19 protein-coding genes and 1 pseudogene are annotated in these 24,685 nt (G+C 72.7%); 6 read left to right on the top strand and 14 right to left on the bottom strand.

What is annotated here, in order from left to right:
• From QF027_RS08375 to QF027_RS08340, 8 genes are all read right to left on the bottom strand, one after another.
• Nucleotides 1-1,170: a hypothetical protein gene (locus QF027_RS08375; RefSeq protein WP_307073745.1), complete on the bottom strand. Its 1,170-nt coding sequence runs from the start codon at nt 1,168-1,170 to the stop codon at nt 1-3.
• Between the two features lie 84 nt (nt 1,171-1,254).
• Nucleotides 1,255-1,731 (bottom strand): hypothetical protein, encoded by a 477-nt coding sequence (locus QF027_RS08370; RefSeq protein WP_307073742.1) that lies wholly within the window; start codon nt 1,729-1,731, stop codon nt 1,255-1,257.
• Nucleotides 1,731-2,435, bottom strand: coding sequence for a vWA domain-containing protein (locus QF027_RS08365; protein ID WP_307073740.1), 705 nt, complete (start codon nt 2,433-2,435; stop codon nt 1,731-1,733). The genes QF027_RS08370 and QF027_RS08365 overlap by 1 nt, the downstream gene beginning before the upstream one ends.
• Nucleotides 2,436-2,490: 55 nt before the next feature.
• Nucleotides 2,491-3,705 carry a protein kinase domain-containing protein gene (locus QF027_RS08360; protein WP_307073738.1) on the bottom strand — a complete coding sequence of 405 codons (1,215 nt, stop codon included), beginning with the start codon at nt 3,703-3,705 and terminating at the stop codon, nt 2,491-2,493.
• On the bottom strand, nt 3,702-4,979 hold the full coding sequence (locus QF027_RS08355; RefSeq protein ID WP_307073737.1) for a PP2C family protein-serine/threonine phosphatase: 1,278 nt from the start codon (nt 4,977-4,979) through the stop codon (nt 3,702-3,704). The genes QF027_RS08360 and QF027_RS08355 overlap by 4 nt, the downstream gene beginning before the upstream one ends.
• The gene (locus QF027_RS08350; protein WP_307073735.1) at nt 4,976-6,580 is read right to left on the bottom strand and encodes a hypothetical protein; all 1,605 of its coding nucleotides are present in this window, start codon (nt 6,578-6,580) and stop codon (nt 4,976-4,978) included. Before QF027_RS08350 ends, QF027_RS08355 begins: the two co-directional genes overlap by 4 nt.
• Nucleotides 6,581-6,632: 52 nt before the next feature.
• Entirely contained in the window at nt 6,633-8,987 is a 2,355-nt protein-coding gene (locus QF027_RS08345) for a hypothetical protein (protein WP_307073733.1), read from the bottom strand.
• Between the two features lie 167 nt (nt 8,988-9,154).
• Complete coding sequence (locus QF027_RS08340; RefSeq protein ID WP_306984637.1) at nt 9,155-9,553, bottom strand: hypothetical protein; 399 nt, start codon at nt 9,551-9,553, stop codon at nt 9,155-9,157.
• A gap of 256 nt (nt 9,554-9,809) precedes the next feature.
• Here QF027_RS08340 and QF027_RS08335 point away from each other — a divergent pair, with 256 nt between their 5' ends.
• Nucleotides 9,810-10,973, top strand: coding sequence for an exonuclease SbcCD subunit D (locus tag QF027_RS08335; RefSeq protein WP_307073731.1), 1,164 nt, complete (start codon nt 9,810-9,812; stop codon nt 10,971-10,973).
• On the top strand, nt 10,970-13,963 hold the full coding sequence (locus QF027_RS08330; RefSeq protein ID WP_307073729.1) for an AAA family ATPase: 2,994 nt from the start codon (nt 10,970-10,972) through the stop codon (nt 13,961-13,963). The genes QF027_RS08335 and QF027_RS08330 overlap by 4 nt, the downstream gene beginning before the upstream one ends.
• A gap of 2 nt (nt 13,964-13,965) precedes the next feature.
• On the opposite strand, the gene QF027_RS08325 is transcribed toward QF027_RS08330, so the two are convergent.
• Nucleotides 13,966-14,412, bottom strand: a complete 447-nt coding sequence (locus QF027_RS08325; protein ID WP_306984643.1) for an Lrp/AsnC family transcriptional regulator — start codon at nt 14,410-14,412, stop codon at nt 13,966-13,968.
• Nucleotides 14,413-14,506: 94 nt separating this feature from the next.
• Here QF027_RS08325 and QF027_RS08320 point away from each other — a divergent pair, with 94 nt between their 5' ends.
• Complete coding sequence (locus QF027_RS08320) at nt 14,507-14,992, top strand: rhodanese-like domain-containing protein (RefSeq protein ID WP_306984645.1); 486 nt, start codon at nt 14,507-14,509, stop codon at nt 14,990-14,992.
• A gap of 474 nt (nt 14,993-15,466) precedes the next feature.
• Nucleotides 15,467-15,982, top strand: coding sequence for an immunity 21 family protein (locus QF027_RS08315; RefSeq protein ID WP_307073726.1), 516 nt, complete (start codon nt 15,467-15,469; stop codon nt 15,980-15,982).
• A gap of 93 nt (nt 15,983-16,075) precedes the next feature.
• Here the strand turns inward: QF027_RS08315 and QF027_RS08310 are convergent, their stop codons facing one another.
• Both QF027_RS08310 and QF027_RS08305 read right to left on the bottom strand, forming a co-directional pair.
• On the bottom strand, nt 16,076-17,767 hold the full coding sequence (locus QF027_RS08310; RefSeq protein WP_307073724.1) for a DUF885 domain-containing protein: 1,692 nt from the start codon (nt 17,765-17,767) through the stop codon (nt 16,076-16,078).
• A gap of 33 nt (nt 17,768-17,800) precedes the next feature.
• Nucleotides 17,801-18,295 (bottom strand): Lrp/AsnC family transcriptional regulator, encoded by a 495-nt coding sequence (locus QF027_RS08305; RefSeq protein WP_057610572.1) that lies wholly within the window; start codon nt 18,293-18,295, stop codon nt 17,801-17,803.
• A 60-nt stretch (nt 18,296-18,355) separates the two neighbouring features.
• Here QF027_RS08305 and QF027_RS08300 point away from each other — a divergent pair, with 60 nt between their 5' ends.
• Complete coding sequence (locus QF027_RS08300) at nt 18,356-19,534, top strand: trans-sulfuration enzyme family protein (protein WP_307073721.1); 1,179 nt, start codon at nt 18,356-18,358, stop codon at nt 19,532-19,534.
• Here the strand turns inward: QF027_RS08300 and QF027_RS08295 are convergent.
• The 3 genes from QF027_RS08295 to pdxR all read right to left on the bottom strand — a co-directional run bounded on the left by QF027_RS08295 (nt 19,512) and on the right by pdxR (nt 24,254).
• On the bottom strand, nt 19,512-20,942 hold the full coding sequence (locus tag QF027_RS08295) for a GNAT family N-acetyltransferase (protein ID WP_307073718.1): 1,431 nt from the start codon (nt 20,940-20,942) through the stop codon (nt 19,512-19,514). The two genes, QF027_RS08300 and QF027_RS08295, sit on opposite strands and share 23 nt — an antisense overlap.
• A gap of 135 nt (nt 20,943-21,077) precedes the next feature.
• Nucleotides 21,078-22,664: an alkaline phosphatase D family protein gene (locus QF027_RS08290; RefSeq protein ID WP_307073717.1), complete on the bottom strand. Its 1,587-nt coding sequence runs from the start codon at nt 22,662-22,664 to the stop codon at nt 21,078-21,080.
• Nucleotides 22,665-22,796: 132 nt separating this feature from the next.
• Nucleotides 22,797-24,254 (bottom strand): MocR-like pyridoxine biosynthesis transcription factor PdxR, encoded by a 1,458-nt coding sequence (pdxR, locus tag QF027_RS08285; RefSeq protein WP_307073715.1) that lies wholly within the window; start codon nt 24,252-24,254, stop codon nt 22,797-22,799.
• On the opposite strand from pdxR, the pseudogene QF027_RS50020 reads away from it, so the two are divergent.
• A pseudogene (locus QF027_RS50020) lies at nt 24,245-24,655 on the top strand (EamA family transporter); the annotation flags it as partial. The gene pdxR and the pseudogene QF027_RS50020 overlap by 10 nt on opposite strands.
• Nucleotides 24,656-24,685 lie beyond the last annotated feature (30 nt).

The raw sequence follows: 24,685 nt of genomic DNA, 5'->3' as shown, positions 1-24,685 counted from the left end.
TCAGGTGGGCGAGGGCTCCGGCGTCAGTTCCTCCTCGCCGATCTGCGTGCCCGACTGGTAGATGGTCACGACATTTCCGTGTATCTCGTACCGGTAGGGGCCGTTGCGGGCCTCGTAGCCCTCGCTCGTCTGCTCCGCCTCCATGGCGATTCCCGCCTCGCGCCGGTCGCTGAACTCGCCGTAGTAGTACAGCGTTCCGGACGTCGTACGGCACAAAGTGATCTGCTTGTTCGACGTGCGGAACGCCTCGACCAGCCCGGCGCCGTCGCCGCCGGGGAGTTGGTCGGCGATGCGGGTCGGGCAGGTCGAGGCCACGGTGGTGTCGTTCGTGCCGCCCGAGTCCGAGGAGTCGAAGGCGCCGTCACAGCCCTTCGTGAACAGGCCCAGCAGGAAGAGCAGTACGACGAAGCCGACGCAGCCGCCCGCGCAGCCGCTGCTCTTCGACTTGCGCGGCGGGGTGTGGACGGGTCGGGGAGGCGGCGCGTAGACCGGCGCAGGGCGCGGCGGCGGGACGGGCGTGGTGGGCGGGGTGGTCGGCCGGTACCCCGTGCTGGGGGAGGACGGGAAGAACACGCCTTCCTCGGTACGTGGCCGGGTGCCGCTCGACGCGGCACTGGGGCGCCGGGTCGACGTACCGGACGTGCCGGGGCGCGGGGACGCCGGCCTCGGCCGGGACGTCGAGGAGGCCCCCGTGCTCCCGGCGCCGGTACGGGGCGGCGATTTCTTGGCCGGTGGCTTGCGGGGCGCCGTCTTCTTCGCGGTGGTGTCCCCGGAGGGCGACGGCTTGGGGGACTTCGGGGACTTGGGGGTGCCCTTCTTCGCCGCCGCCTTCCAGGAGGTGCCGCAGGTGAGGCAGGACACGTCCGTGCGCGCGTTGTACGTGTCGCACTCCGAACAACGCCAGTCGGAGGTCGGACGCCCGGCACTCCCGGGCCGCTTCGCCGGGGGCCGGGGCGCGCCCGCCTTCTTCGCGGCGGGCTTGGACGCCGTGGGCGCCTTGGCGGTTTCGGGAGCCCTGGGCGTCCTGGGTGTCTTTGGTGTCCTGGGTGTCTTTGGTGCCGCACTCGCATCGGAGCCCCGCCGGGCCTCGCCGCAGACCGTGCAGGACGCCTCCGCGGGCCCGTTGAACGTGTCGCAGTCCGCGCAGCGCCAGTTGGCCGATGCCACCACCTCCCGCCGCCCTCCTCACTCGTCGCTCGTCACTCGTCTGCGTCGCGGTCCTGGGATCCTGGGCCCCAGGTCAGTCCCGTGCTGTCATCCCGTGTCGGCGTCGATGCGGGCCGAGACGGCCGTGAACAACTCCTCCGACGCCGCACCCGCGGGTGCGGCGATCCAATCCGGCGAGTCCACCGGCACCCGCTGCCACCCGGCCTCCTCGGCGGCGTCGGGCGGCTGCTCCGGGATGCCGAAGCGCCGGCGCAGCAGGTCGGTGTACTGCTCCGCCTCCTGCAGCCGGTCCGCCGCGACATCCACCCGGACCACCAGGAGCCCGGGCGTCGGGCCCTCGGCGAAGCGCAGATGGAAGACCCACTGGGACAGCCCGTCCGGGCCCTGCGGAAGCAGCCGTACGTGGGAGCAGCGCCGCACGTTCGACGTGATGGAGCCGTAGCGGTGCCAGTCGAAGGTCAGATAGCCGTCGCTGTGGCACGCCAGCCGGAACTCCGGCCAGTCGAGCGTCACGGGCTGGTCGGGGTTCATGGGCCGGTCGGGCTTCACGGACCGGTCAGGCATCACAGGCTGTTCGCGATCGTCTCGATGATCTCGTCCATCTCGAACTCCTCCAGTCCCTGACCGGCCTTGGAGGCGAAGTGCAGGGTGAGGTCCCACTCCTCGGCGATCGGGTCGGACCAGGGCGCCTGGTCCGGCGCGAACAGCACGAGCCGCTTCGCTGACTGCTCCATCACCGCGGTCTGGCTGCGGGCGTACCCCCACTGCTCGAACAGGTCGTCGAGGCTGCTGGGAATGGCAGCCGGGTACGAAGGAACGGAGGCGTGCGTGCCCAGCGGGTGGGCCGGGGCGTCGGTGAACATCACGATGACATGGCGCCTGCGGTCCAGGCCTGTCTCCCAGGGCGAGTTGATCGCCAGGGCGAGCGCCTCCAGACCGGACTCGGGGTAGTCGCCGCCGCCGCCGGCGTCGATGCCCCGGACGAAGTCCTCGAAGTCCCCGGACTGGGAGGGCAGTCGCAGGAAGCCGGTCTGCTCGATGGCGTTGGAGGGATCGTCGCCGAAGTCCCGGAAGGCGATGACTTTCAGCCGCAATTGGCTGATCGCCTTGCCCTTCTTGGCCATCACGTCGTTGAGCCGGTCGTGGAACTGGAGCGCGCTCGACTTCACGTTGTCGAGGACCGGGTACATGCTGCCCGTCGCGTCGATGCACAGCACGATGTCGACGGCGTACTGCAGATTCCCCTGGTACTGCTCGTTGGTGCTCATACGGATACTCCTGGGTGGTACGGGCGGGGTGCGTCGGTCGCCGGTGGGCGGGGGGTCATGACGAGCCAGGGCGCGGACGCCGGTCGCCGAGGTTGATGCGGACGCGGGAAGGGCGCTCCGCGGAGGTGTCCGGGGCCGACGGCGCCGGGGCCGTCGGGGGAGCGGCGGGCGGGGCGGCGGGCTTGGTGTCGCCGGTGGTCGGCCGGGTCGGCTCGGACGGGGGCGCTGCGGTGCGTGGGCGCGGGGTCGACGCGAGGTTGGTCTTGATCCGGCTGGTGCGCGGCCCGGACGGCTTCGCGGTGCCCGGCGCCGAAGCGGGCTCGGCCGAGGGTGACTTGGCCGAGGGGGACTTGGGTCTGGCGGTGCTGGGGCGCCGGTGCTGCAGGGCGCACACCTTCGGGTCGGACAGCGCTTTGAGGAATCCGTCCATCCGCGGCCGGCTGCCCGGCGCGCGGGCGGTCATCCCGCGCAGCAGGCCGAGCATGTCGTCCGACAGCCGTGTGTCCAGGTCGAGTTGCTCGCCCGCGTTGACGGCGTCCGCCGGTGAGCCGTACCGCTTGTCGTAGTGGGGCAGTTCGCCCGTCAGGTACACGTGGGTCATCAGCCCGAGCGCGAAGACGTCGACCGCGCAGGTCAGATGCTCCGGTCCGGCCGAACCGTCGCGCTGCATGTAGCGGCGCCACTCCGGCGCCCCGTACACCGAGTCGCCGGCGATGTCGTCGGGCTCGGGCGGCCTGCCGGAGACATAGGAGTCGTCGAAGTCGATCAGCTTCGCCGTGTGGAAGGCAGCGCCGTCCCGCTTCTGCACCAGCACGTTCAGCGGCTTGAGGTCGCCGTGCACGATCTCGATGTCGTGCAGCTGCTTGAGGCTGTTGCCGAGCGTCTTGAGCAGCACCATCTTGTGGCGGGGCTCCAGGGCCTGCGGCTTCTCCAGGCTGGAGGTGTCAATCCGCTCGGTGACCTTGTAGTAGGTGCTGCCCTCGTGGAAGAAGTCGGTGGCCAGCACCAGGTTGCCGCCGCCCCGCGCGTCCGGCCGCAGCCGCTTCATGATGGTCCGGTGCCGGTCCTCGAACTCCTGGGACAGCTGGCGCCGGATGCGCACACTCGGTGAGTCGGCCGCGTCGTCGCGGGGGCGCTTGGGCTCCAGGAACCGCTTGATGAAGTACTGGTCGCCGTCCTTCTCGGCGAACGCCCACATGCATTTGCCGCCGTTGGCGTTGGTGGGCTCGCTGATCAGGCGGTAGCCCCCGATGACATCGCCCTTCTTCATGCGCGCTCCTCGGGTGCCAGGGGCAGATGGGCCTCGTAGCCGGCGCGATAGGAGTGCCAGGTGGCGTCCTGCCAGGCGCGAACCCTGGCGGGCAGCTCGGTGGCATCCTCCGGAGTGGACGCCGGGCCGGATCCCGCCTCGCCCGGGGCGGGGGAGAGCCGGTCCAGACCGCGAGGCCGGGTGCGGATGTAACGGTCCGTCAAGTCCTCCAGACGGGCCGCGAACTGGGCCCGCAGATCAGCGAATCCGCGGTAGCCGAGGGCCACGACGGCGAGGGAGGCGTCGTCCGCCGTGCAGGCCTGCACCTCGCGCCGGATCCGGTCGGCCCACTCGTCGGCGGTGCCGGCCTCCCTCAGGGTGCGCAGCAGCAGCGCCTCGAAGTCGGCCGGGGTGTGTACATAGCCGAAGAACCCGTCGGTCGCGGTCACCAGGACACAGGGCAGCGGATACGTCAGCCGTCGGCCGTCGATCTCGAACTCCCGGTCCGCGCACACCAGGTTGGTCATGGGCGGATCCGTGCGCAGCAGCTCCAGCGCGTCGCTCTCCCGGGTGTGGTCGCGGGTGAGCACCTGGAGACCGGACCCGGGCCGCAGCACGTAGGCACGCGAGTCACCGGCCCACAACGGACGCAGCTCCAGCTCCACTTCGTCCTGGACGCGCACCAACCGGTAGTGCAGCGCGGCGAGTGTGGTGGGCAGTTGACGGCGCATGGTGCCGCTGATCTTGCTGCGGCGCTGCGGAGCATGGTCCAGGAAGTAGCGGAGATAGTCGCGCAGGGTCTCCGGTTCGGCCGGTTCGTCCTCCGCCGACACGTCGTGGAACCAGACGTCCGTGGCCAGCCGCGCCACCCGCGCGCCCACCCAGGCGCCGGTGCGGGACTCGCCGTCGGACGCCTGCCACACGGGTGCCGCCCCTGAGCCGCCCGATCCGTCGAAGACGGCGAGCATGCCCTGCTCGCTGTCCCAATGGTAGGCGACGAACGGATCCGCGTCCTCGCCGCGACCGGGCACGCGCTCGGTCCACACGGACATCGCCAGCAGTCCCATGCGGTCATGGTCGACACACCAGATCCGCTGCGGCACGGGCGGCCTGGGCGCGGCGACCTCGTGGTCCGCGGGGCGCGGCCGGGCCGGCGCGGCAGGCGACGCGAGCGAGGCCGGCGGCGGGGGCCGCCGGGAGGGGGCGGGCCACGGGGTCGCCGGGGCCGAGGAACGGCCCGGTGGCTGCCCGGCGGGGGCCGCGTGCCGTGCCGAGTGGTCGTGGTGGTCGGTCATCGCCGCTCCCCGTCGTGTGCTCCGCCGCCCGATCCGTCGGTGCGGGACCGCTTGGCCGTCCCACGCACCCGGCTCACCCTCGGGACAGCGGGATCCGTACGACTGCCGTCGCCACCGGTGCCGCCGTCGCCACGGCGGTCCGCGGTGCCGCGGTCGTCGTCCGGGCGGCGGAGGGTGCGGTCGCGCGCCGTGTCTTCTGCGGTGCCGCGGTTCTCGGCCGGGCGCCTGAACGTGCGGTCGCCCGCGCCGCCTTCTGCGGTGCCGCGTTCCCCTGCCGGGCGGCCGAACCTGCGGTCGCTCCTGGCGCCTTCCCCGGTGTCGTGGTCATCGTCCCGTCGGCCGAAGCCCTTGGGCCTCGGGGCGCCTTCCGCCCGTCCGGTGTCGTCCCCGGCCGCGCCGGAACCCCGCTCCCGCCAGGGCCGTGCCGTGCCGCCGCGCTCCTCCGTCCCGCCCGAGCGGCGCGGCCCGTCCCAGGGGCGACCGTCGGAGTCGGCCGGCAGCGGTTCGTCCTCGGGCGGACCGGCGGAAGGAGAGGAACCCGTGCGGCGGCCGCCGCTGCCCGACAGACGCGAGCGCGGTGTGCCGCCCTCGTCCCGGACGGACCCCGCGCCCCGGCCACGCCGTTCGGAGTCGTCGTACGACTCCCTGAGCACCTCGCCCTTGAGCGGCTCGCGCTCCGCACCGCGCCCGCCTCGGTCGTCGTCGTCACGGGCGTCGGCGCCGGGTTCCAGCGCGCGGCTGAGGCTGCCGCGCAGCCGTCCGCGCCGGGTCGCGGTCTCGAACAGACCGTCACCGTCGCGGAGTACCTCGTCCAGGACGGCGCGTTCCAGCTCGGCCTGCTCGAAGGGCTCCCGGTCGGCGTCACCGCGCTCCAGCACCATACGCATGACCTCGCGGCGGACCTCCCGCTTCTCCGCCTCGCCCTTCTCGATCCAGGCGAGCGCGGCCCGCGGACCCTCCTTCTCCATGATCTCCGCGATCAGGCCGTCGACGCCCTCGTCGCGGATCATGTCCAGGTGCCGCCTGCGCCGCATGCCGTCCAGCCGGGTCTCGCGCACCACGTCCCGGAACTCCCGGCCGCTGGCGGCGATCTCGTCCTCGTCGACGAGGAGTTCGACCTGGATGTTGCGCAGCCGTATCGCGTCGTCGCCGCTGAACCCGGCCAGCGCGGCGTTGAGCGCCATCTCGGCCTCGTGGAACTCGGCGATGTCGTAGTCCCGGGCCACCGAGCGCAGCGTCCTGCGGAGATGGCCGTAGAGCGCTCCGCTCATGTCGCGGATCCCGCGCGAGACGACCTCGGCGGGATCGGCGACCCGGCACACGAGGTCCACCCGGCTGCGGAAGGAGAACGTGGCGTCACGGCTGAGCAGCGGGATGTCCAGGATCAGCCGGTGCTCCGTCATGTCGACGGTGAACACACTGCGGTACGCCCCGAACCGCGACGAACGGATCTCCTCGCCACTGCGGATCGTCAGCGAGGGGCCGCTCTCCCGGACGAGGACCAGGGCCCGGCCGGGAGCCGGCGGCCGCAGCGGGTTCACCAGCCGCCACTTGGGGACGTCGTCCTCGCTCAGGACCGGGTCGTAGGTCTGTTCCTCCATGTCTCCCCCTCTCCTTCCAGTGCTGTCGGGGGTGTGGGTGGTGCGATGCGGTTCACCGCGCGCGCTCGAGCGTGCGCAGCAGCCGGCCGGCGCCGGCCGACGGCTTCTCGCGGTCGCGCGCCCATTTCTCCAGCCACCACGTCAGCCGCTCGCGGTGCCGTCCGGGCCGGCGTGCGACGGCCACCAGCAGCGTGCCGATGGCGTCGAGGGAACCGGGGCTCTTGTCGGCGTAGTCGTCGATCCATTCGTGCAGCGCGTCCAGCGCCGAGTCCTGCACGGGCTTGCGTGCCAGGGCGCGCGCCCACAGCTCCGTGAGCCGGTCGCGATGCAGCGGCAGTTCGCTCAGCAGCACGGGAACGCCCGGTACGCGCGCGTGGCCACGCTCGTCGGCGGAGTCGAGGACCGGCTCCTGGTACGGCTGGGACACCGCGAACACGAAGGCCGACAGCGCCTTGACGACCATCGGGGACAGGTCCTGCGGCGCGGACCACTCGAGGTAGGCGTCGAGCACCGCCCTGGTCTGCCCCTGGTGGACGAGATGGACCCCGCCCCACGCCACCGACGGCAGCGTGCCCCAGTCGTCCTCCCGGTCCAGCGCACTGCGCAGCACGGCCACGGCCTTTTCGGGCGCCGTACGGCCGAGCAGTCCGCCCACCGCGTTCGCCGCCGTGCCGGCCAGGCGGCGCTGGTAGGCGGAGGCGTCGCCCCCCGCCCACCGGTGCAGCAGCTCCCACACCGCCTCCGCCGTCTCCGGACGGCTGCCCGCCACGCCGAGCGCGGTGGCGGCGGCCTGCCGCAGCGGCCAGGACGTGCTGCCGGCCCACGCGGTCAGGAAGCGGTGCACGGCGTAGTGCGGGTCGGCCAGCGCCAGCACCCCGGCCGCGACCGAGGCCCGGGCGCGCACCTCCAGGTCCCGGTGGCTCAACAGGCGGCGCAGCCAGTCGAGTACGGCGTCCCGGCGGCCGTCGAGGAGGTTCCAGGCGTAGGCGAGGATGACCTGGCCCAGCAGTGCGTTGCGGAACCGGACCCGGGGCGCGCCGAAGCCGCCCTCCGCCGGTACGTCGAGCCGGATCCACTGCTGCTCGTACCCGAGCCGGTCCCCGAAGCGCAGGTCGGGCGGGGCGATTTCGGGCTCGGTGAGGGCGGCGCGCAGTGCCACCGCGGCGTCCGCGACGGTGAGATAGCCGCACTCCTCCAGGACGGCCGAGGCGAGCGCGAAGGCCACCGCGTCCGGCGCGCGGTAGCGGTTGAACCACGCGCGCACCTGCTCGCTGGGATCCCGCAGCTGGGCCACCGCGGCCGCCACGTCGCCGTCCGCGCGGATCACCGAGGCCAGCCGGGCCGCGTTGCGGGCCGCGGGCTGTTCCCGCAGTGCCGTCGCGGCCCCGGTCCGCTCCAGCAGCGCGTGCAGATCGGCGTACGCGTCCGCGCTGCCGCCGTGGCCGAGGACCCGGCGCTCGACGACGGCCAGCGGGTCGACGGGGGCGAGGGGATGCCGGGCCACCTGGTCACCGCCGGGTCCGGCCGCGAGGACCTCCAGGTCGTGTCCACCGGTCAGCACGAGGTAGCAGCCGGAGGCCCGCAGGGTGGCGACGAGCGCGGCCCACTGGGCCGTTCCGTGCGAGTGCCCGCTGAGAAGGGCGGACGTGAACTTCTCGACGACGGGCGACCCGTCGTCGAGTGCCGCGACATAGCCCGAGTGCTTCACCGGCGGTTCCCAGCCCGCCTCCAGGACGGTCGCGGGCGTCAGCAGCCGCCGGCAGCCCGCCCCGTCACCGCCCATGGCCAGGGCCTCCTCGAGCAGGTTCACGGCCACGGCCTCCCGGCCGCTGCCCGGCGCTCCGGTGAGCACCAGCACCCGCCGCTCGGACAGGGCGTCCAGGGCCTCGCCATAGTCCTCGGGAGCGACGAACAGCTCGGTGTGATCGGTGATCTCGGCTGCGTCCATGGTCAGCACGGAGACCCCGCCGGGCCGCGGCCCGCCGGTACGGGTGCCGCCGGTGTGGAAACCACCGCCGAAGCTGACGGTCTCGTTGAACAGCGCGAGGGTGCCGATACGGGTGCCCGAGGCGTCGGCGTTCAGCCGCCGGGCGATCTCGTCGGCGAGGGCGCCCGCACGTAACGCCTCGGTCCGCTCGGCGTCAGCGTGTCCGCCGCCCTCCACCAGGGACCGCAGGGCGTCCTTCTCGCTGACGGGCCCGTCGTGCTGCTCGGCGTCCGTGCGCGGCTCGGGCTCGGCCGGCCTGTCGTCCTTCTTCGGCTCGGGCGCGGCCTTGTCGTCACCGGAGTCCCGGCCGGCCTCCCCGGCATCCGCCTTCTCTCGGCGGGGGTCCTTGGCGGTTTCCTCCCTGGGCTCCGCGGCCCGTGTTCCGGCCCGCGAGCTGTCGGCAGAGGTGTCCTCGCTCATGGTGTTTTTTCGGCTTTCGGCTGGTCGCTGCTGGGCTCGTTCGGCGCGCCCGCCGGGCACGGCCGCGGCGCGGTACGCGCGCGGACGCGCGGGAGAGGACGGGGCAGAGGTGGCCACCGGACAGGGCATGACGGCAGAGACCGATGCGCCCCGCTTGTCCTCCTGCGTTACGACGTCGTCCAGTCGCCCTGTACTTCGACCTTGCCGTTGAACACCTGGGCGGTCTTGATCAACGTGGCGGTGATCTGCGCGCCGGAGCTGCCCTGGGCGGCGACGGCCTCGTCGACCAGCCGACGGATCTCCGTCTCGAACCCGGAGTCGAGCAGCATGTGCGCGGCGAGCTGCCGCTCCAGCTCCTGCTGTGCGTTCTCGTCGTCCGGAGCGCCGGTGACACGGTCGAGCGCGTCCTCGGCGTCCGCGTTGCCCCGGAATCGCGCGCGGATCCGCTCCATCAGGCGCGCACCGCCGGCCCAGCCGGACCTGCCCGCCTCCTGCCCCGCCGTCTCCAGCGCTCCCTTCACCACGAGAGCCACACCCGCAGCCGCGACGGCCGTCACCGGATCCATTGCATATCCCCCGAATTTCCGCTGAACAGGCATGTCAATGTAGGGGAGCAGCGAGGGGCCGGTGGTGCTTCTTTTCACATTGGCCGAAAGTCGCTGAACCCTTTCCCGGTCCGGCACGTGAAGCCCGTTCCATCAAGGATTCGCCCAGGCATGCGAGTTGGCCTGAATGCGATGGGCGGGTACAAAGAGCGCGGTGGCGGACGATTACGGGAGTAACCGCCCGTGATGTCAGACCCGGCCGTTAGTCTCGGGGATCATGAGGCTGCTGCACACTTCCGACTGGCATCTCGGCCGGGCGTTCCACCGGGTCAACATGCTCGGAGCCCAGGCCGAGTTCATCGGGCACCTCGTCACGACCGTGCGGGAGCACGGGGTGGACGCGGTGGTCGTGTCGGGAGACGTGTACGACCGCGCGGTGCCGCCGCTCGCCGCGGTCGAGCTGTTCGACGCCGCCCTGCACCGGCTCGCCGACCTCGGCGTGCCGACGGTGATGATCTCCGGGAATCACGACTCCGCCCGCCGCCTGGGCGTCGGCGCGGGGCTGATCGGACGCGCCGGCATCCATCTGCGGACCGACCCGGCGGCGTGCGGGACGCCCGTGGTCCTCTCCGATGGTCATGGTGACGTGGCCTTCTACGGGCTGCCGTATCTGGAACCCGCCCTGGTGAAGGACGAGTTCGGCGTGGAGAAGGCGGGCCACGAGGCTGTGCTCGCCGCCGCCATGGACCGTGTCCGCGCCGACCTCGCGACGCGCGCGCGGGGGACGCGGTCCGTCGTCCTCGCCCATGCCTTCGTCACCGGCGGCGAGGCCAGCGACAGCGAGCGGGACATCACCGTCGGCGGGGTGGCCGCCGTGCCCTCCGGGGTCTTCGACGGGGTCGACTACGCGGCCCTCGGGCATCTGCACGGCAGCCAGGCCATCACCGAGCGCGTGCGCTACTCCGGCTCCCCGCTGCCGTACTCCTTCTCGGAGACCGACCACCGCAAGAGCATGTGGCTGGTCGACCTGGACGCGGAGGGCGCGGTCACCGCCGAGCGCGTCGACTGCCCGGTGCCGCGGGCGCTGGCCCGGATCCGGGGGACGCTGGAGGAGCTCCTCGCCGACCCGCGGCTCCTGCCCCAGGAGGAGGCTTGGGTCGAGGCGACCCTCACCGACCCGGTCCGCCCGGCGGAGCCCATGGCCCGGCTCTGTGAGCGCTTCCCGCACACGCTCAGCCTCGTGTTCGACCCCGAGCGGACCCCGGGCGACCCCGATGTGTCGTACGCCCGGCGGCTGGCCGGCCGCAGCGACCAGCAGATCGCCGAGGACTTCGTGGCACATGTGCGCGGCGCCGGGCCCGACGAGCGTGAACAGACCGTGCTGCGGGACGCGTTCGACGCGGTCCGCGCGGACGAGACCGTGCGGGAGGTGGCGCGGTGAGGCTGCACCGGCTGGACATCACGGCCTTCGGGCCGTTCGGCGGCTCCCAGTCGGTCGACTTCGACGAGCTGTCGGCGGCGGGGCTGTTCCTGCTGCACGGGCCGACGGGGGCGGGCAAGACGTCGGTGCTGGACGCCGTGTGCTACGCGCTGTACGGCGCCGTTCCGGGGGCCCGCCAGAGCGGACAGGGCATGACCCTGCGAAGCGATCATGCCGCTGCGACCACCCGCACGGAGGTCCGCCTCGAACTCACCGTCGACGGGCGCCGGTTGGAGATCACCCGGCAACCGCCGTGGGAGCGCCCCAAGAAGCGCGGTTCCGGTACGACGCTCGACAAGGCGCAGAGCTGGCTGCGCGAGTACGACGGGGCCGCCGGGGCGTGGAAGGACCTGAGCCGGTCCCACCAGGAGATCGGTGAGGAGATCACCCAGCTGCTCGGCATGAGCCGCGAGCAGTTCTGCCAGGTCGTGCTGCTGCCCCAGGGAGACTTCGCGCGCTTCCTGCGGGCCGACGCCGAAGCGCGCGGCAAGCTGCTGGGACGGCTCTTCGACACCCATCGGTTCGCCGAGGTCGAGAAGCGGCTGGCCGAGCGGCGCCGTGCCGCCGAGGCGCAGGTGCGTGAGGGGGATGCCGCGCTGCTGGCCGACGCGCACCGCATGCAGCAGGCGGCCGGTGACGCGATGGTCCTGCCCGAGCTGGCGCCGGGTGAGCCGGGGCTGGCCGAGGCCGTCCTGAGCGCGGCCGCCGTGGCCCGCAGCACTGCCCGTGAGCAGCTGACGATCGCCCATTGCGGGCTCGGTGCCGCGGAGTCCGCCCAGGCCGCCGCCGAGCGGGCCCTGGCCGACGCACGCGAACTCGACCGGCTGCAACGCCGGTTCGCCCAGGCGCACGAGCGGGCCGCGCTGCTCGAGGAGCGCGCCGACGGCTACCACCAGGCGCAGGCCAGGATGGAGCGGTCCCGCAAGGCGGAGGCGGTGGCGCCCGCGCTGGAGCTGCGGGAGGCGGCGGAGGCGGAGCACCGCCGGGCGGCCGTGGCCGAGGCACGCGCGCGTGGGCAGCTGCCGGACACCTTCGCGGGAGCGGGCGCCGCCGGACTCGCCGCCGCCGCGCGCCGCGCGGCCGAGGAGCTGGGCGGCCTGGACTCGGCCCGGCGTGCCGAGCAGCGCCTGGCCGAACTCGTCGCGGAGCGCGCCGACCTGGACCGCCAGGAGCGCTCCGACGAGGAGGTTCTCCAGGAGGCCGAGGCATGGCTGGCCGGGTGGGAGGAGGCCCGTGCGGATCTTCGGCACGGCGTCGAGTCCGCCCAGGAGGCGGCCACCCGCGCCGAACAGCTGGCCGTGCAGCGGGAGCCCGCCCGCAAGCGGCTCGCCGCCGCACGCCGGCGCGACCAGTTCGCCCGGGACACCGACGACGCCCAGCAGCAGGTCATCGAGGCGACGGACCGCGCGCAGAAGGCCCGCGCCGACTGGCTGGACGTCAAGGAGCAGCGGCTGACCGGCATCGCCGCCGAGCTGGCCGCACAGCTCACCGCCGGCGAGCCCTGCGCGGTCTGCGGCGCCACCGAGCACCCCGCCCCCGCTCGCAAGGACGCCGGACATGTCGACCGGGAGACCGAGGAGCGCGCGCTCGCCACCTCGCAGCACGCCGACGAACAGCGCGCCGAGGCCGAGCGACGCCTCGCCTTCGTCCAGCGGGCCCTGGCTGCCGCCCAGGGTGAGGCCGGCGACACGTCCACCGAGGAACTCACCGTCCAGGCCGATGAGTTGGAGCGCGAGTACGCCCAGGCCCGCAGCGCCGCCTCGGCGCTGCACACCGCGACGGAACAGCTGCGGCAGGCCGAGCGGGAGCGCGAACAGCGTCTGTCGGCCCAGCAGGACGCCGCCGTGCGCACCGCGTCCCGCGGCACCCTCCGGGACGCCCTGGACCGGGAACGCGCAACCCTCGAAGCGGAGTTGACCGAAGCGCGCGGCGCCGCCGACAGCGTGGCCGCCCGCGCCGCCCAGCTGGAGCGGCAGGCCGCACTGCTCACCGACGCCGCCGACACCGCGCGCGTCGCCGAGGACACCGCCCAGCGGCTCAAGGACGCCGACGCCCGGCTCGCCGACGCCGCCTTCCGGGCCGGCTTCGACACCCCGCAGGCCGCGGCCGCCGCCCTCCTCGACGAGGCGGCCCACCGCGACCTGCAGCACCGGCTGGACGCCTGGCAGGCCGAGGAGGCCGCCGTACGAGCCGTACTCGCCGAGACCGACACCGCCGACGCCGCTCAGCAGCCGCCCGCCGACGTGGCGCGCGCGGAGCGGGCCGCCGCCGACGCGGGCCGCCGGGTCCGAGAGGCCGCCTCCGCGCGCGACGCGGCCGCCCGGCGCTGCGCCGAACTCGACCGGCTCTCCGCCCGCTCGGCCGCCGGCCTCAGGCGGCTGGCGCCGCTGCGTGAGGAGTACGACCGGGTGGCCCGGCTGTCCGCGCTCGCCGCGGGTACCTCCGCGGACAACGAACGCAAGATGCGGCTGGAGGCCTATGTGCTCGCGGCCCGCCTGGAGCAGGTGGCGGCCGCCGCGACGGCGCGCCTGCAACGCATGTCCTCCGGTCGCTACACCCTCGTCCACTCCGACGACCGCACCGGACGCGGCCGCAGCGGACTCGGACTGCACGTCGTCGACGCCTGGACCGGACGCGAGCGGGACACCGCGACCTTGTCGGGCGGGGAGACCTTCTTCGCTTCCCTCGCGCTGGCGCTCGGCCTCGCGGACGTCGTCACCGACGAGGCCGGTGGGGTCCGGCTCGACACCCTCTTCATCGACGAGGGCTTCGGCAGCCTCGACGACCAGACCCTGGACGAGGTCCTCGACGTCCTGGACTCACTGCGGGAGCGCGACCGCAGCGTGGGCATCGTGAGCCATGTGGCCGACCTGCGCCGGCGGATCCATGCCCAGCTGGAGGTCGTGAAGGGGCGCTCGGGGTCGGTGCTGAAACAGCGGGGCGGAGGCTGAGGTCAACGCCCCAGGGGCCGCCGGGGGAGCGGGGAGGAGTAGACGACGCTCGTGGTCACGGAGCCCAGCGTGCCGATCTTGCCCGACACCTCCTCCAGGTGACGCATCGAGCGGGCGGCCACCTTGATGACGAAGCAGTCGTCGCCGGTCACGTGGTGTGCCTCCAGGATCTCGGGCGTCACGGCGACCAGGTCGTGGAAGGGCTTGTAGTTGCCGTTGGGGTACCGCAGTCGGACGAACGCCAGGATCGGCAGGCCCAGCCGGTCGGGGTCGACCACGGCGGCGTACCCCTGGATGACCCCCGCCTCCTCCAGACGGCGCACCCGCTCGGTGACCGCGCTCGCGGACATCGATACGGCACGGGCGAGCTCGGCGAAAGTGGCCCGGCCCTCCCGCTGGAGGACGTCGAGGATGCGCCAGTCGGTGGCGTCCGGGGAATACGCGCTCATGTCCGAGGAATAGCAGGGGAATCCCCGGCCGAGCAAGGTCCACGCCGTGGAATCCCCCTTCAGGTTGGTGATCGCCAACCGTAGATTTCTGGCCATGACGACAACCGACTCGCTCACCCTGAACCCCGTTCTGCGCGTCGCTCCCGCCGCCCCGGCCGAGGCCGCCGCCTACTTCCGCGCAAGCCTCGCCTTCCACGCCGACGTGTCCGACGTCGCCGCCGCGCTCGCCGCCGACGGCGACCCCGGCTTCGTCGTCCTCGACTCCCGCTCCACCGCCGCCTGGGACCAGGGCCATGTCCCGGGCGCGGTCCACCTGCCCACCGCCCTCATTCCCGACCAGGCCGGTCAACTCCTCGACAAGTCCGTGCCCGTCGTGACGTACTGCTGGGGCCCGGGCTGCAACGGCGCCACCCGCGCCGCGCTCGCCCTCGCCGAACTCGGCTATCAGGTCAAGGAGATGCTCGGCGGCTTCGAGTACTGGGTGCGCGAGGGCTTCGAGTTCGAGACCTGGAAGGGCCGCGAGCGCCGCACCGCGGACCCGTTGACCGCCCCGGCCGGCTCGGCCGACTGCGGCTGCTGAACCCTGGCGATTCTGGTGGGGTTGTAGCTGCTCGCCGGAGAGTGTGCACGAGGTCGAGTTAGCTCGATCGAGTGATGGTCCGGTCGCGGACTTGCGGCGCCCTGGGCCGATCGGGTTAACGTGGCCGTTTGACCTGGGGCACCGGGTACGGCGTCTGGGGGCACCCCCTCTGGGGGAGTGCGGGGCCCCTGCTCCACCAGAGGATGGTCCAGGGCCTTCCCGCCGCCTCTGGCCGTATCTATGTGGCCAGGTCGCGCAGGGCGGTGTCCATCAGCGGCCTCCGGCCGCGGGGGCCTCCCGGGCCCGGACCATGCACGGGATGCGTGTCGCCGCCCCGGGGCCGAGTACGCCGGGGACCAGCTCGCCCGAGACCGTTCGGGGCGGGCGGCTGAACGGACTCACGTCCACTCGGTCCACAGGACGGTTCCTGTGCAGGTGCAACCCTGAGGTTCCTGTGCGTGTAGGTTCTGGCGCATGGTGCGATACGCGGAGCTGGGCGCGGTGGAGTGGGTGGAGTCGGGCGGCGGCCCGCTGATAGCGGTGCCGGAGACGGTGCTGCCGTTCTGGGCGGGCGCCGACGGCGACGAGACGGCCTCCGACTACGACCGGGCCTGTGAAGTGGACGGCTGCGTGGGCCTGTTGCCGGTCGGGGACGCCGCAGCTCTGGTCCTCGGAGACGAGCCCGCCTCGACCTCCTACCTCCCCGACCACGGCACTTTCGTACGGTGGTGCGCCGCCGACTCCGAGGACGAACTCCTCGCCGAAGTCCCCGCCGCCCTCGCCACGGCCGTCTGGGAGGACGAGGTGAACTGGTCGGTACCCGGCCCGGTCGTCCTCTTCGACGCGGCCTGGCCCGGCAACGACTCCGTGAACACCGACCACTTGAAGGTCTCGCTCGCTCCCGGCCGGTACGCGGTACGCGCCGCCAACGTTCGGCCCGGGCCGGAGACCTGGCTGGGTCTCGTCCAACTGCGCCGGCTCCCGGACTGAGAGCCGTTCACGTGCGCGGCGCCGGCGTGTGAACGGCCGCGGCCGGTGACCGACTCGGACCGTGGGTCCGAGTCGGCCACCTGATCCCGAGCGTCAGAGCCGCGCCAGTTCGTCCACCAGGTCGTCCAGGCCCAAAGAGCCCTGCGACAGCGCCGCCATGTGCCAGGCCTTCAGGTCGAAGGCGTCGCCGTGCCGTTCGCGCGCCTTCTCCCGGCCCAGCAGCCAGGCCCGCTCGCCCAGCTTGTAGCCGATCGCCTGGCCGGGGATCGTGAGATAGCGGGTCAGTTCGCTCTCCACGAAGTCCGCCGGACGGCTGCTGTGCGCGCCGAAGAACTCCTGCGCCAGCTCGGGGGTCCAGCGCTCGCCCGGGTGGAAGGGGGAGTCCGCCGGGATCTCCAGCTCCAGATGCATGCCGATGTCGACGATGACGCGGGCGGCCCGCATCATCTGCGCGTCGAGATAGCCGAGCCGCTGCTCCGGGTCCGTGAGGAAGCCCAGTTCGTCCATCAGCCGCTCCGCGTACAGTGCCCAGCCCTCGGCGTTGGCGCTGACCCCGCCCACCGCCGCCTGGTAGCGGGAGAGGTTCTCCGCGACATGGGCCCACTGGGCGAGCTGGAGGTGATGGCCGGGGACGCCCTCGTGGTACCAGGTGGAGACGAGGTCGTAGACCGGGAAACGGGTCTGGCCCATGGTCGGCAGCCAGGTGCGGCCGGGACGCGAGAAGTCCTCCGACGGGGGCGTGTAGTACGGCGCCGCCGCACCACCGGGCGGGGCGATGCAGGACTCCACCTTCCGCACCCGCTCGGCGAGTTCGAAGTGGGTGCCGTCGAGCGCGTCGATCGCCTGGTCCATCAGGCCCTGGAGCCAGTCGCGGACCTCGTCGACTCCCTCGATGTGCTTGCCGTGCTCGTCGAGGTGGGCGAGCGCCACCCAGGGCGTCCCGGCGTCGGGCAGGATCTTCTCGGCCTCCCGCTTCATCTCGGCGAGCAGCCGGTGGTACTCCGACCAGCCGTACGCGTACGCCTCGTCCAGGTCGAGGTCCGTGCCGTTGAAGTAGCGCGCCCAGCGGGCGTACCGCTCCCGGCCCACCGTGTTCGACGCGCCCTCGATCGTCGGCGCGTACACGTCCCGCATCCAGTCCCGCAGCTCCACCACGGAGGCGGTCGCCGCGCGGGCGGCCTCGTCCAGCTCCGCGCGCAGCGCCTCGGGGCCCGCCGAGACGAAGTCCTCGAACCAGCCACGGCCGTTGCCGTCGGTGTCCGCCCACTCGGTGAGCTGCTCGACGAACGTGGCGGTCGGACGCGGCGCTGCGTACAGCTTGCGCTCCAGACCGAGCGCGAGGGACTCGCGGTAGCCCGCGTACGCGGTCGGTACCGCCCGCAGCCGCTCCGCGATCGCCGCCCAGTCCTCCTGCGTCTCCGTCGGGGTGACGGTGAAGACCTCGCGGATCGAGTGGGCGGGCGTGGCCATGTTGCCGACCGAGCGCAGACCCTCGTCGGCCTCGTGCACGGCGAGTTCGGCCGTCAGGCGCTCCCGCAGCAGCCGCCCGCACCGGCGCTCGATGTCACTGTCCGCGCCGGGCCGCCGCTCGGCCTCGTCGAGCTTCGCGAGCGTGGCCCGCTGAAGCTCCGCGAGTGCCTCCTGGCCCGCCGGCGAGGTATCGGGAAGCTTGCTCGAACTCTCCTTCACACCCAGGTAGGTGCCGGTGATCGGATCGAGGGCGATGAGCTCGTCGACGTAGGCGTCGGCGACCTGACGGGGCAGCGGGCTCTGAGTCTCAGACATGCGGTCCATCCTCATACGGGGACCTCGTGGGAGTCACCCCGATTCCGCTGTCGGCGTGGCAGGCGGCAGGAGGGGTCCGCACTCCCACTGCTGGAAGATCAACCGGGTCTCCACCCGGGCCACCTCACGCCGGGACGTGAACTCGTCCAGCACCAGCCGCTGCAGATCCGTCATGTCCGCCACGGCCACATGCACGAGATAGTCGTCGGGGCCGGTCAGATGGAAGACGGTCCGCGACTCCGGCAGCGCCCTGATGCGCTCCACGAACGGTCCCACCAGTTCCCGCCGATGCGGCCTGACCTGCACCGAAAGCAGCGCTTCGAGGCCCCGGCCCAGCTTTCCCGGATCCAGCCGCAGCTGATGACCGAGGATGACGCCCGAGCGGCGCAGCCGGGTCACCCGGTCCAGACAGGTCGACGGCGCGACACCGACCTGCGCGGCGAGGTCGCGGTAGGTGGTCCGGGCGTCGTTCTGCAACAGCCGCAGCAGATGCAGGTCCACCGGGTCCAGTACGACAGATTCGGCCATCGGCCGAACGTAGCACGGGGTTCACCCCAGGAACGCCGGTCGGTGTTCACTCTTGCGGGCATGGACTCAGCGCGCACCGCCACCGCCTCTCGTACGCCGCTCAGAGCACTGGCCACCGAGGCCGTCCACGCCGGCCGCGACGATCTCGCCCGGCAGGGACTGCACGCCCCGCCCATCGACCTGTCGACGACCTACCCGTCCTACGACAGCCGCGGCGAGGCCGCCCGCATCGACGCCTTCGCGGCTTCCGGCGCCGAGCCGGACGGCCCGCCCGTGTACGGACGCCTCGGCAACCCCACCGTCGCCCGCTTCGAGACCGCCCTGGCCCGGCTGGAGAAGACCGAGTCCGCGGTCGCCTTCGCCAGCGGCATGGCCGCGCTCACGGCCGTCCTTCTCGTACGGGCCTCCCTGGGCCTGCGCCACGTCGTCGCCGTACGCCCCCTGTACGGCTGCAGCGACCATCTCCTGACCGCGGGACTTCTCGGCACGGAGGTCACCTGGACCGACCCGGCGGGGGTCGCCGACGCCCTGCGCCCGGACACGGGCCTGGTCCTGGTCGAATCCCCGGCCAACCCCACCCTCGCCGAAATCGACCTGCGGGCCCTGGCCCACTCCTGCGGCTCCGTGCCCCTTCTCGCGGACAACACCTTCGCCACGCCGGTGCTCCAGCGCCCCGCGGAACAAGGCGCCCGCCTGGTGCTGCACAGCGCCACCAAGTACCTCGGCGGCCACGGGGACGTGATGGCGGGCGTGGTGGCCTGCGACGAGGAGTTCGCCGGGCACCTGCGGCAGGTCCGCTTCGCCACGGGCGGCGTCCTGCACCCCCTCGCCGGCTACCTGCTGTTGCGAGGCCTCGCGACTCTTCCCGTACGGGTGCGGGCGGCCTCCGCGAACGCCGCCGAACTCGTCCACCGCCTGGCTGCCGACCCCCGCGTCACCCGCGTCCACTACCCGCGTATCGGCGGCGCGATGGTCGCCTTCGAGGTCGATGGCGACCCGCACGGGGTGATCGAGCGGGTTCGCCTGATCACCCCGGCGGTGAGCCTGGGCAGTGTGGACACCCTCATCCAGCACCCGGCGTCGATCAGTCACCGCATCGTGGACGCGGAGGACCGCAGGGGAGCGGGCGTGAGTGACCGGTTGCTCCGTCTCTCGGTGGGCCTGGAGGACGTGGAGGACCTGTGGACGGATCTGGACCAAGCGCTTGAGCGCCCCGTCAGGGCCGCGGGGCGGTATTGACCTGCGGCTCCGCGACTCCCACAGCAGGCTCCGGCCGGCCCTGCGGAGCGATACGCGCGGTGATCACCAGGGTCCCCTCCTCGATCTGGTAGTCGAGGGGGAGCCCCAGTCCCCGCATCGCGGCGACCATCCCCGTGTTGGAGGACTGGGTCACGGCGTACACGCTCTCGCACCCGGCCTCGACAGCCAGCGCCACCAGCCGCTCCAGCAATTCCGCGCCGATCCCACGCCGCTGCCACGCGTCCTCGACGAGCAGCGCCACCTCGGTCTCGTCGCCGTCCCACAGCAGATGCCCGAGCCCCACGATCCGCCCCGACGCGGTCTGTACGGCCAGGGTGCGGCCGAACCGCGGACTGAGCAGATGGTTGAGATAGCGGTCGGCGTCACCGACGGGCCCGTGGTATCGCATGGTCAACGTCCGCGGCGAGCACCGCTCGTGCATCGCCACCGCGGCGTCCAGGTCCCCGGTGTCGGCCCGGCGCACGGTGATGTCGTGGCCTTCCGGCAGCGTCAGTGCGTCCTGGCTGCGCGGCACCCGCGGACCGAGCCGGGCGTCCAGTTCGACCAGGGCCCTGGCCCGGGCGAACTCCGTAGGCGTGAACGGCAGATACGGCCGTTCCACGGTGATCACTCCGCCTTCCGGCGCCCGCAACCGCATCACGGTGTCCTCCAGAACTCCTTCCACGGGCACACTCTCCGAGCCGCGACCGCCGCCCACCGGAACGGCCGGCAAGGACCGGATCGTGCACCGGCCCAGCAACTGCCGCAACGCCAGCGGCAGTTCCGCCGCGTCCAGCGCGGTCCGGGTGGCGAGGCCCAGCACCCGGGTTGGGGCGTCCACCAGATCGTGGGTGTCGGCCCGCTCGATCCAGGTGTCGGTGCCGCCGGCCAGCGCGACGGCCCGGGTGATCTCGGAGCCCTCCAGCGCACCGGGCGCACGCAGCAGGAACTCGTCGACCGTGCCCTCGGCCAGTGGGTGGGTCTGCAGGCTGAGGATGTCGACCCGGTGCGCGGCGAGGCCCGTGCAGAGGGCGGCCAGCGAGCCCGGTTCGTCCTTCACCGTGGTGCGCATCCGCCACAGCGTGCTCTCCGCGGCCACCGGGTCCGAGGTGCGCGACGGCTCGTCGGACGGCCCGGCCTGCTCCCCCTGGGGCAGCGGCCGGGTGCCGGTATCGCCCGTCGGGGGCGCGTGACCGTGGCGGCGTGCCCACCATGTGTGGAATCCGGCCGTGGCGGCCAGGGTCACCGCCGAGATCACCAGCAGCGCGGTGCCGTCGGGGCCGTGCCCGATCAGGTTGGCCGCGGTGTCGGCCACCGCGACCGCCGTGAACAGGGCCGCGAGTTCGATCAGGTCGCGCCGCCAGTGGTGCACGGGGCGACCGTGTTTCGCACGGGTCACATCAGACATGTCTCGAGTCATGCAGCCACTGTGGAGGAACGGTGTTGCGTGATCACGAACGCATTGTGACTGATCGGTAAAGCGTTGTTCTGCGCTTTTTGTGCCGTTTTCAACTGTTCAGTCGTGAGTGACGTCGGCGAGAGGTCACTGGCCCACCCGGCCAGGCTGGAGCACCCGCGTGAACAGCACCGTGCCGTCCTGTTCGCGCAGACGCACCGTCAGCTCACCGCTGTGGCCGTCGATGTCGACCTCGCCGAAGAACTGGTAGCCGCCCGCGGGGGAGACGTTCGAGGCGGCCGGCGCCTTCACGAACACCCGCTCCGGTCCGAAGGTGCCGTCGAGCGCGCCGGCCGGGAAGGCACCCGCGTTCAGCGGACCCGAGACGAACTCCCAGAACGGCTCGAAGTCGGTGAACGCGGCCCGCGACGGCTGGTAGTGCTGGGCCGAGGTGTGGTGCACGTCGGCGGTCAGCCACACCGTGCCGGTGATCCGCCGGTGCTTGATGTACCGCAGCAACTCGGCGATCTGCAGCTCACGTCCGAGCGGGGCGCCCGGGTCGCCCTGCGCCACCGCCTCGATGTCGGCCCTGCCCTCCGTGGTGTCGGGCACGACCAGGCCGAGCGGCATGTCGGAGGCGATCACCTTCCACACTGCCCGCGAGCGCGACAGCTCCCGCTTGAGCCACTCCAACTGCTCCCGGCCGAGGATGCCCTGCGGATCCACGGTCTGGTCGTCGGGCGAGTTGGCGTTGCGGTAGGTCCGCATGTCCAGCACGAACACGTCGAGCAGCGGACCCTGGCGCAGCACCCGGTACACCCGGCCCTCCCGCGCACCCGGCCGCAGCGTGGAGACCGGGAAGTACTCGCTGAACGCGCGCCGGGCCCGGCCCGCGAGGACGTCGACGCTCTTCTCGGTGTAGCGGGCGTCGGAGTCGAGGATCGTCTGGCCCGGGTACCAGTTGTTGCGCACCTCGTGGTCGTCCCACTGGATGACGGACGGCACCTGGGCGTTGAAGGCCCGGAGGTTGTGGTCGAGCAGGTTGTAGCGGAAGTTGCCGCGGAACTCGGCCAGGGTCTCGGCGACCTTGGACTTCTCCTCGGTGGTGATGTTCCGCCAGGTGCTGCCGTCGGGCAGGGCGGCGGTCTCCGCGATCGGGCCGTCGGCGTAGATGTTGTCGCCGCTGCACAGGAAGAAGTCCGGGTCGAGCCGGGCCATCGCCCGGTAGATCGTGTAGCCGCCGAAGTCCGGGTTGATGCCCCAGCCCTGCCCGGCGAGGTCGCCGGACCACAGGAACCGCACCCCGTCACGGCGTTTGGAGGACACCGTGCGGAAGGTGCCGGCGACCGGCTCGCCGGTGCGGCGCGGGTCGTTCGGGTCGGCCAGCAGCACGCGGTAGTGGATCTGCTCGCCCGACGGCAGACCGCGCAGCCGGGTCGTACCGGTGAAGTCGGTGTCCGCGCCGAGCAGTGGGCCGTGCCATCTGCGGGGGGTGCGGAACGACTCGGTCGCGGACGTCTCCACGATCATCCGGGCCGGACGGTCGGAACGTACCCACACCAGGCCGGAGTCGGAGGTCACGTCTCCCGTCTGCACCCCCCAGCCCGCCCCGGGGCGCCCGGAGAGGGCGAAGGCCGGTGCGGTTCCGGACACCGCGGGCAGGGTGAGGGCGGCCGACGCGGCCAGGGAGCCGCGCAGAATACCGCGGCGGCCGGGGAACGGACGGTGTGACATGGATGCGCCTCCAAGGACGGGATCCGGCCGGTGTGCGATGCCAGAACTACTGGGGCACCGCAGCGCACACGCAAACCCCACGTGAACAACTGGCCGCGGAAACCAGGGAACTCGTGTGTGAAATGGCGCTGGTCAGTCGCGGGCGGCCTCGGCCATCAGGCGTACACCGTCCCGGATCCGCGTCTCAGGCAGGTGTGCGTAGCCGAGGACCAGCCGCACACCCCGCTTCTCGTCGGGCTCGGCACGCGCGTGTGCGTAGTCCGTCAGCGGGCGGACGGTCACACCGGCCGTCGCCAGGCGCGCGAGGAACCTCTCCTGGGGACCGTACCGGGGCGGCAGCGTGGCGATGACGTGCAGCCCGGCGGCGATCCCGGACACCTGCGTGCCGGGGAGGTGCTCGTCGAGCGCGGAGACCAGCGCGTCGCGCCGCTCCCGGTAGGCGCGCTGGCAGCGGCGCAGTTGGCGGTCGTAGTCGCCGCGCTCCACGAACCGGGCGAACAGCGCCTGGTCGAGCGTGGGATGACCGAGGTCCATGGTCCGCTTCCGCTCGACGACCTCGTCGGCCAGCGCTTCCGGCACCAGCAGCCAGCCCAGCCGCAGTCCGGGAGCGAGGGACTTGCTGACGGATCCCGCGTAGGCCACACGATCCGGGTCGAGCCCCTGGAGCGCGCCGACGGGGGCCCGGTCGTAGCGGAAGTCGCCGTCGTAGTCGTCCTCCAGGACGAAGCCGTCGACGGAACGCGCCCAGTCGAGCAGTTCCGCGCGGCGCCGCGCGGAGTAGGCGATGCCGGTCGGGAACTGGTGGGAGGGCGTCGTGACCACGGCACGCACGCCCGACTCGTGCAGGGGACCGAGGCAGATTCCGTCCTCGTCCAGCGGTACGGGAACGGTGGTGACTCCTGCCGCCGTGTACAGGGCGTCGTGCTGCGGGCTCCCGGGGTCCTCCACGCCGACTGTCGGCAAGCCGCGCGCGTGGAGCGCGAATCCGAGCAGCGTCGTCGCCTGAGCCACGCCGGAGACGACCACGATCCGCTCCGGATCCGCGACCACGCCCCTGCGGCGGGCCAGCAGCTCGGCCAGGGCGGCGCGCAGCCGGGGCAGCCCACGCGGGTCGGGATAACCGAGGTCCTGGTGCGGCAGTTCCGCCAGCACACCGCGGTGTGCCGTGGCCCAGGCGGTGCGGGGGAACAACGACAGGTCGGGCGTCCCGGCCACGAAGTCGGCGCGGCTGCCCGTAGTGCGCGGGGCCAGGTCACGCGCGCGTGGGTGGGCGGCCCGCACGGCGCCGCCGACCCAGGTGCCCGCGCCCCGGCCGCTGCGCAGATAGCCCTCCGCCGTCAGCTGCTCGTACGCCTCGGTGACCAGCCCACGCGACACACCCAGGTCGGCCGCCAGATCCCGGCTCGACGGCAGCCGCGTCCCCGGCACGAGCCGTCCGGACCGGACCGCCTCCCGCAGCGCCGCCTGCAGGGAACGGCCACGCGTGCGTGCCGGCGCGGAGACGGCGGGCAGGAGCAGCTCCCAGGCGGGCGACCCGGCGGATTCCGATACGCCCGGCTTCCCTTCCGGATTGGTCCGCGATGACGTCATGGGAATGGACCTTAAACCGGACCGCCACCCCTCCTAGCGTCACGGTCATGAACACCACCACGCGCGGTTTTCTCCCCGCCACGCTCGCCTGCGTCCTCGTCGGAGCGTCCTTCACCGCCAACAGCCTGCTCGGCGACTACCCGTACGCGGGCGGCCAGTTCCTGCGCTACGGCCTCGCCGCGCTGTTGCTCGTTCCGCCGGCCGCGAGGGGCGCCGTGTCACGGTTGCGGGCACTCGGGCCCCGCCAATGGACCCGTCTCGCGCTTCTCGCCGCCGTGGGGATGGTCGGTTTCAACCTCGCCGTCATCGCCGCCGAACGCACCGCGGAACCGGCCGTCCCGGGCGTCTTCGTGGGCTGCGCCCCCGTGCTGGTGGCCGTTCTCGTGCCGTTGCTCGACGGACGCCGACCCCAACCCCGCGTCCTGCGGGGC

The organism is Streptomyces canus (assembly GCF_030816965.1).
GTDB classification, from domain to species: Bacteria; Actinomycetota; Actinomycetes; order Streptomycetales; family Streptomycetaceae; genus Streptomyces; species Streptomyces canus_E.
The sequence above is the reverse complement of the archived record's forward strand: the minus strand, read 5'-3'. Positions and strand labels throughout refer to the sequence as shown.

Coding starts and splice junctions, on each gene's coding strand:
- QF027_RS08345 (WP_307073733.1), bottom strand. CDS start 8,987: ATGAGCGAGGACACCTCTGCCGACAGCTCGCGGGCCGGAACACGGGCC.
- QF027_RS08295 (WP_307073718.1), bottom strand. CDS start 20,942: ATGTCTGATGTGACCCGTGCGAAACACGGTCGCCCCGTGCACCACTGG.
- QF027_RS08315 (WP_307073726.1), top strand. CDS start 15,467: ATGGTGCGATACGCGGAGCTGGGCGCGGTGGAGTGGGTGGAGTCGGGC.
- QF027_RS08305 (WP_057610572.1), bottom strand. CDS start 18,295: ATGGCCGAATCTGTCGTACTGGACCCGGTGGACCTGCATCTGCTGCGG.
- QF027_RS08360 (WP_307073738.1), bottom strand. CDS start 3,705: ATGAAGAAGGGCGATGTCATCGGGGGCTACCGCCTGATCAGCGAGCCC.
- QF027_RS08340 (WP_306984637.1), bottom strand. CDS start 9,553: ATGGATCCGGTGACGGCCGTCGCGGCTGCGGGTGTGGCTCTCGTGGTG.
- QF027_RS08320 (WP_306984645.1), top strand. CDS start 14,507: ATGACGACAACCGACTCGCTCACCCTGAACCCCGTTCTGCGCGTCGCT.
- pdxR (WP_307073715.1), bottom strand. CDS start 24,254: ATGACGTCATCGCGGACCAATCCGGAAGGGAAGCCGGGCGTATCGGAA.
- QF027_RS08300 (WP_307073721.1), top strand. CDS start 18,356: ATGGACTCAGCGCGCACCGCCACCGCCTCTCGTACGCCGCTCAGAGCA.
- QF027_RS08310 (WP_307073724.1), bottom strand. CDS start 17,767: ATGTCTGAGACTCAGAGCCCGCTGCCCCGTCAGGTCGCCGACGCCTAC.
- QF027_RS08325 (WP_306984643.1), bottom strand. CDS start 14,412: ATGAGCGCGTATTCCCCGGACGCCACCGACTGGCGCATCCTCGACGTC.
- QF027_RS08290 (WP_307073717.1), bottom strand. CDS start 22,664: ATGTCACACCGTCCGTTCCCCGGCCGCCGCGGTATTCTGCGCGGCTCC.
- QF027_RS08335 (WP_307073731.1), top strand. CDS start 9,810: ATGAGGCTGCTGCACACTTCCGACTGGCATCTCGGCCGGGCGTTCCAC.
- QF027_RS08370 (WP_307073742.1), bottom strand. CDS start 1,731: ATGCCTGACCGGTCCGTGAAGCCCGACCGGCCCATGAACCCCGACCAG.
- QF027_RS08365 (WP_307073740.1), bottom strand. CDS start 2,435: ATGAGCACCAACGAGCAGTACCAGGGGAATCTGCAGTACGCCGTCGAC.
- QF027_RS08355 (WP_307073737.1), bottom strand. CDS start 4,979: ATGACCGACCACCACGACCACTCGGCACGGCACGCGGCCCCCGCCGGG.
- QF027_RS08350 (WP_307073735.1), bottom strand. CDS start 6,580: ATGGAGGAACAGACCTACGACCCGGTCCTGAGCGAGGACGACGTCCCC.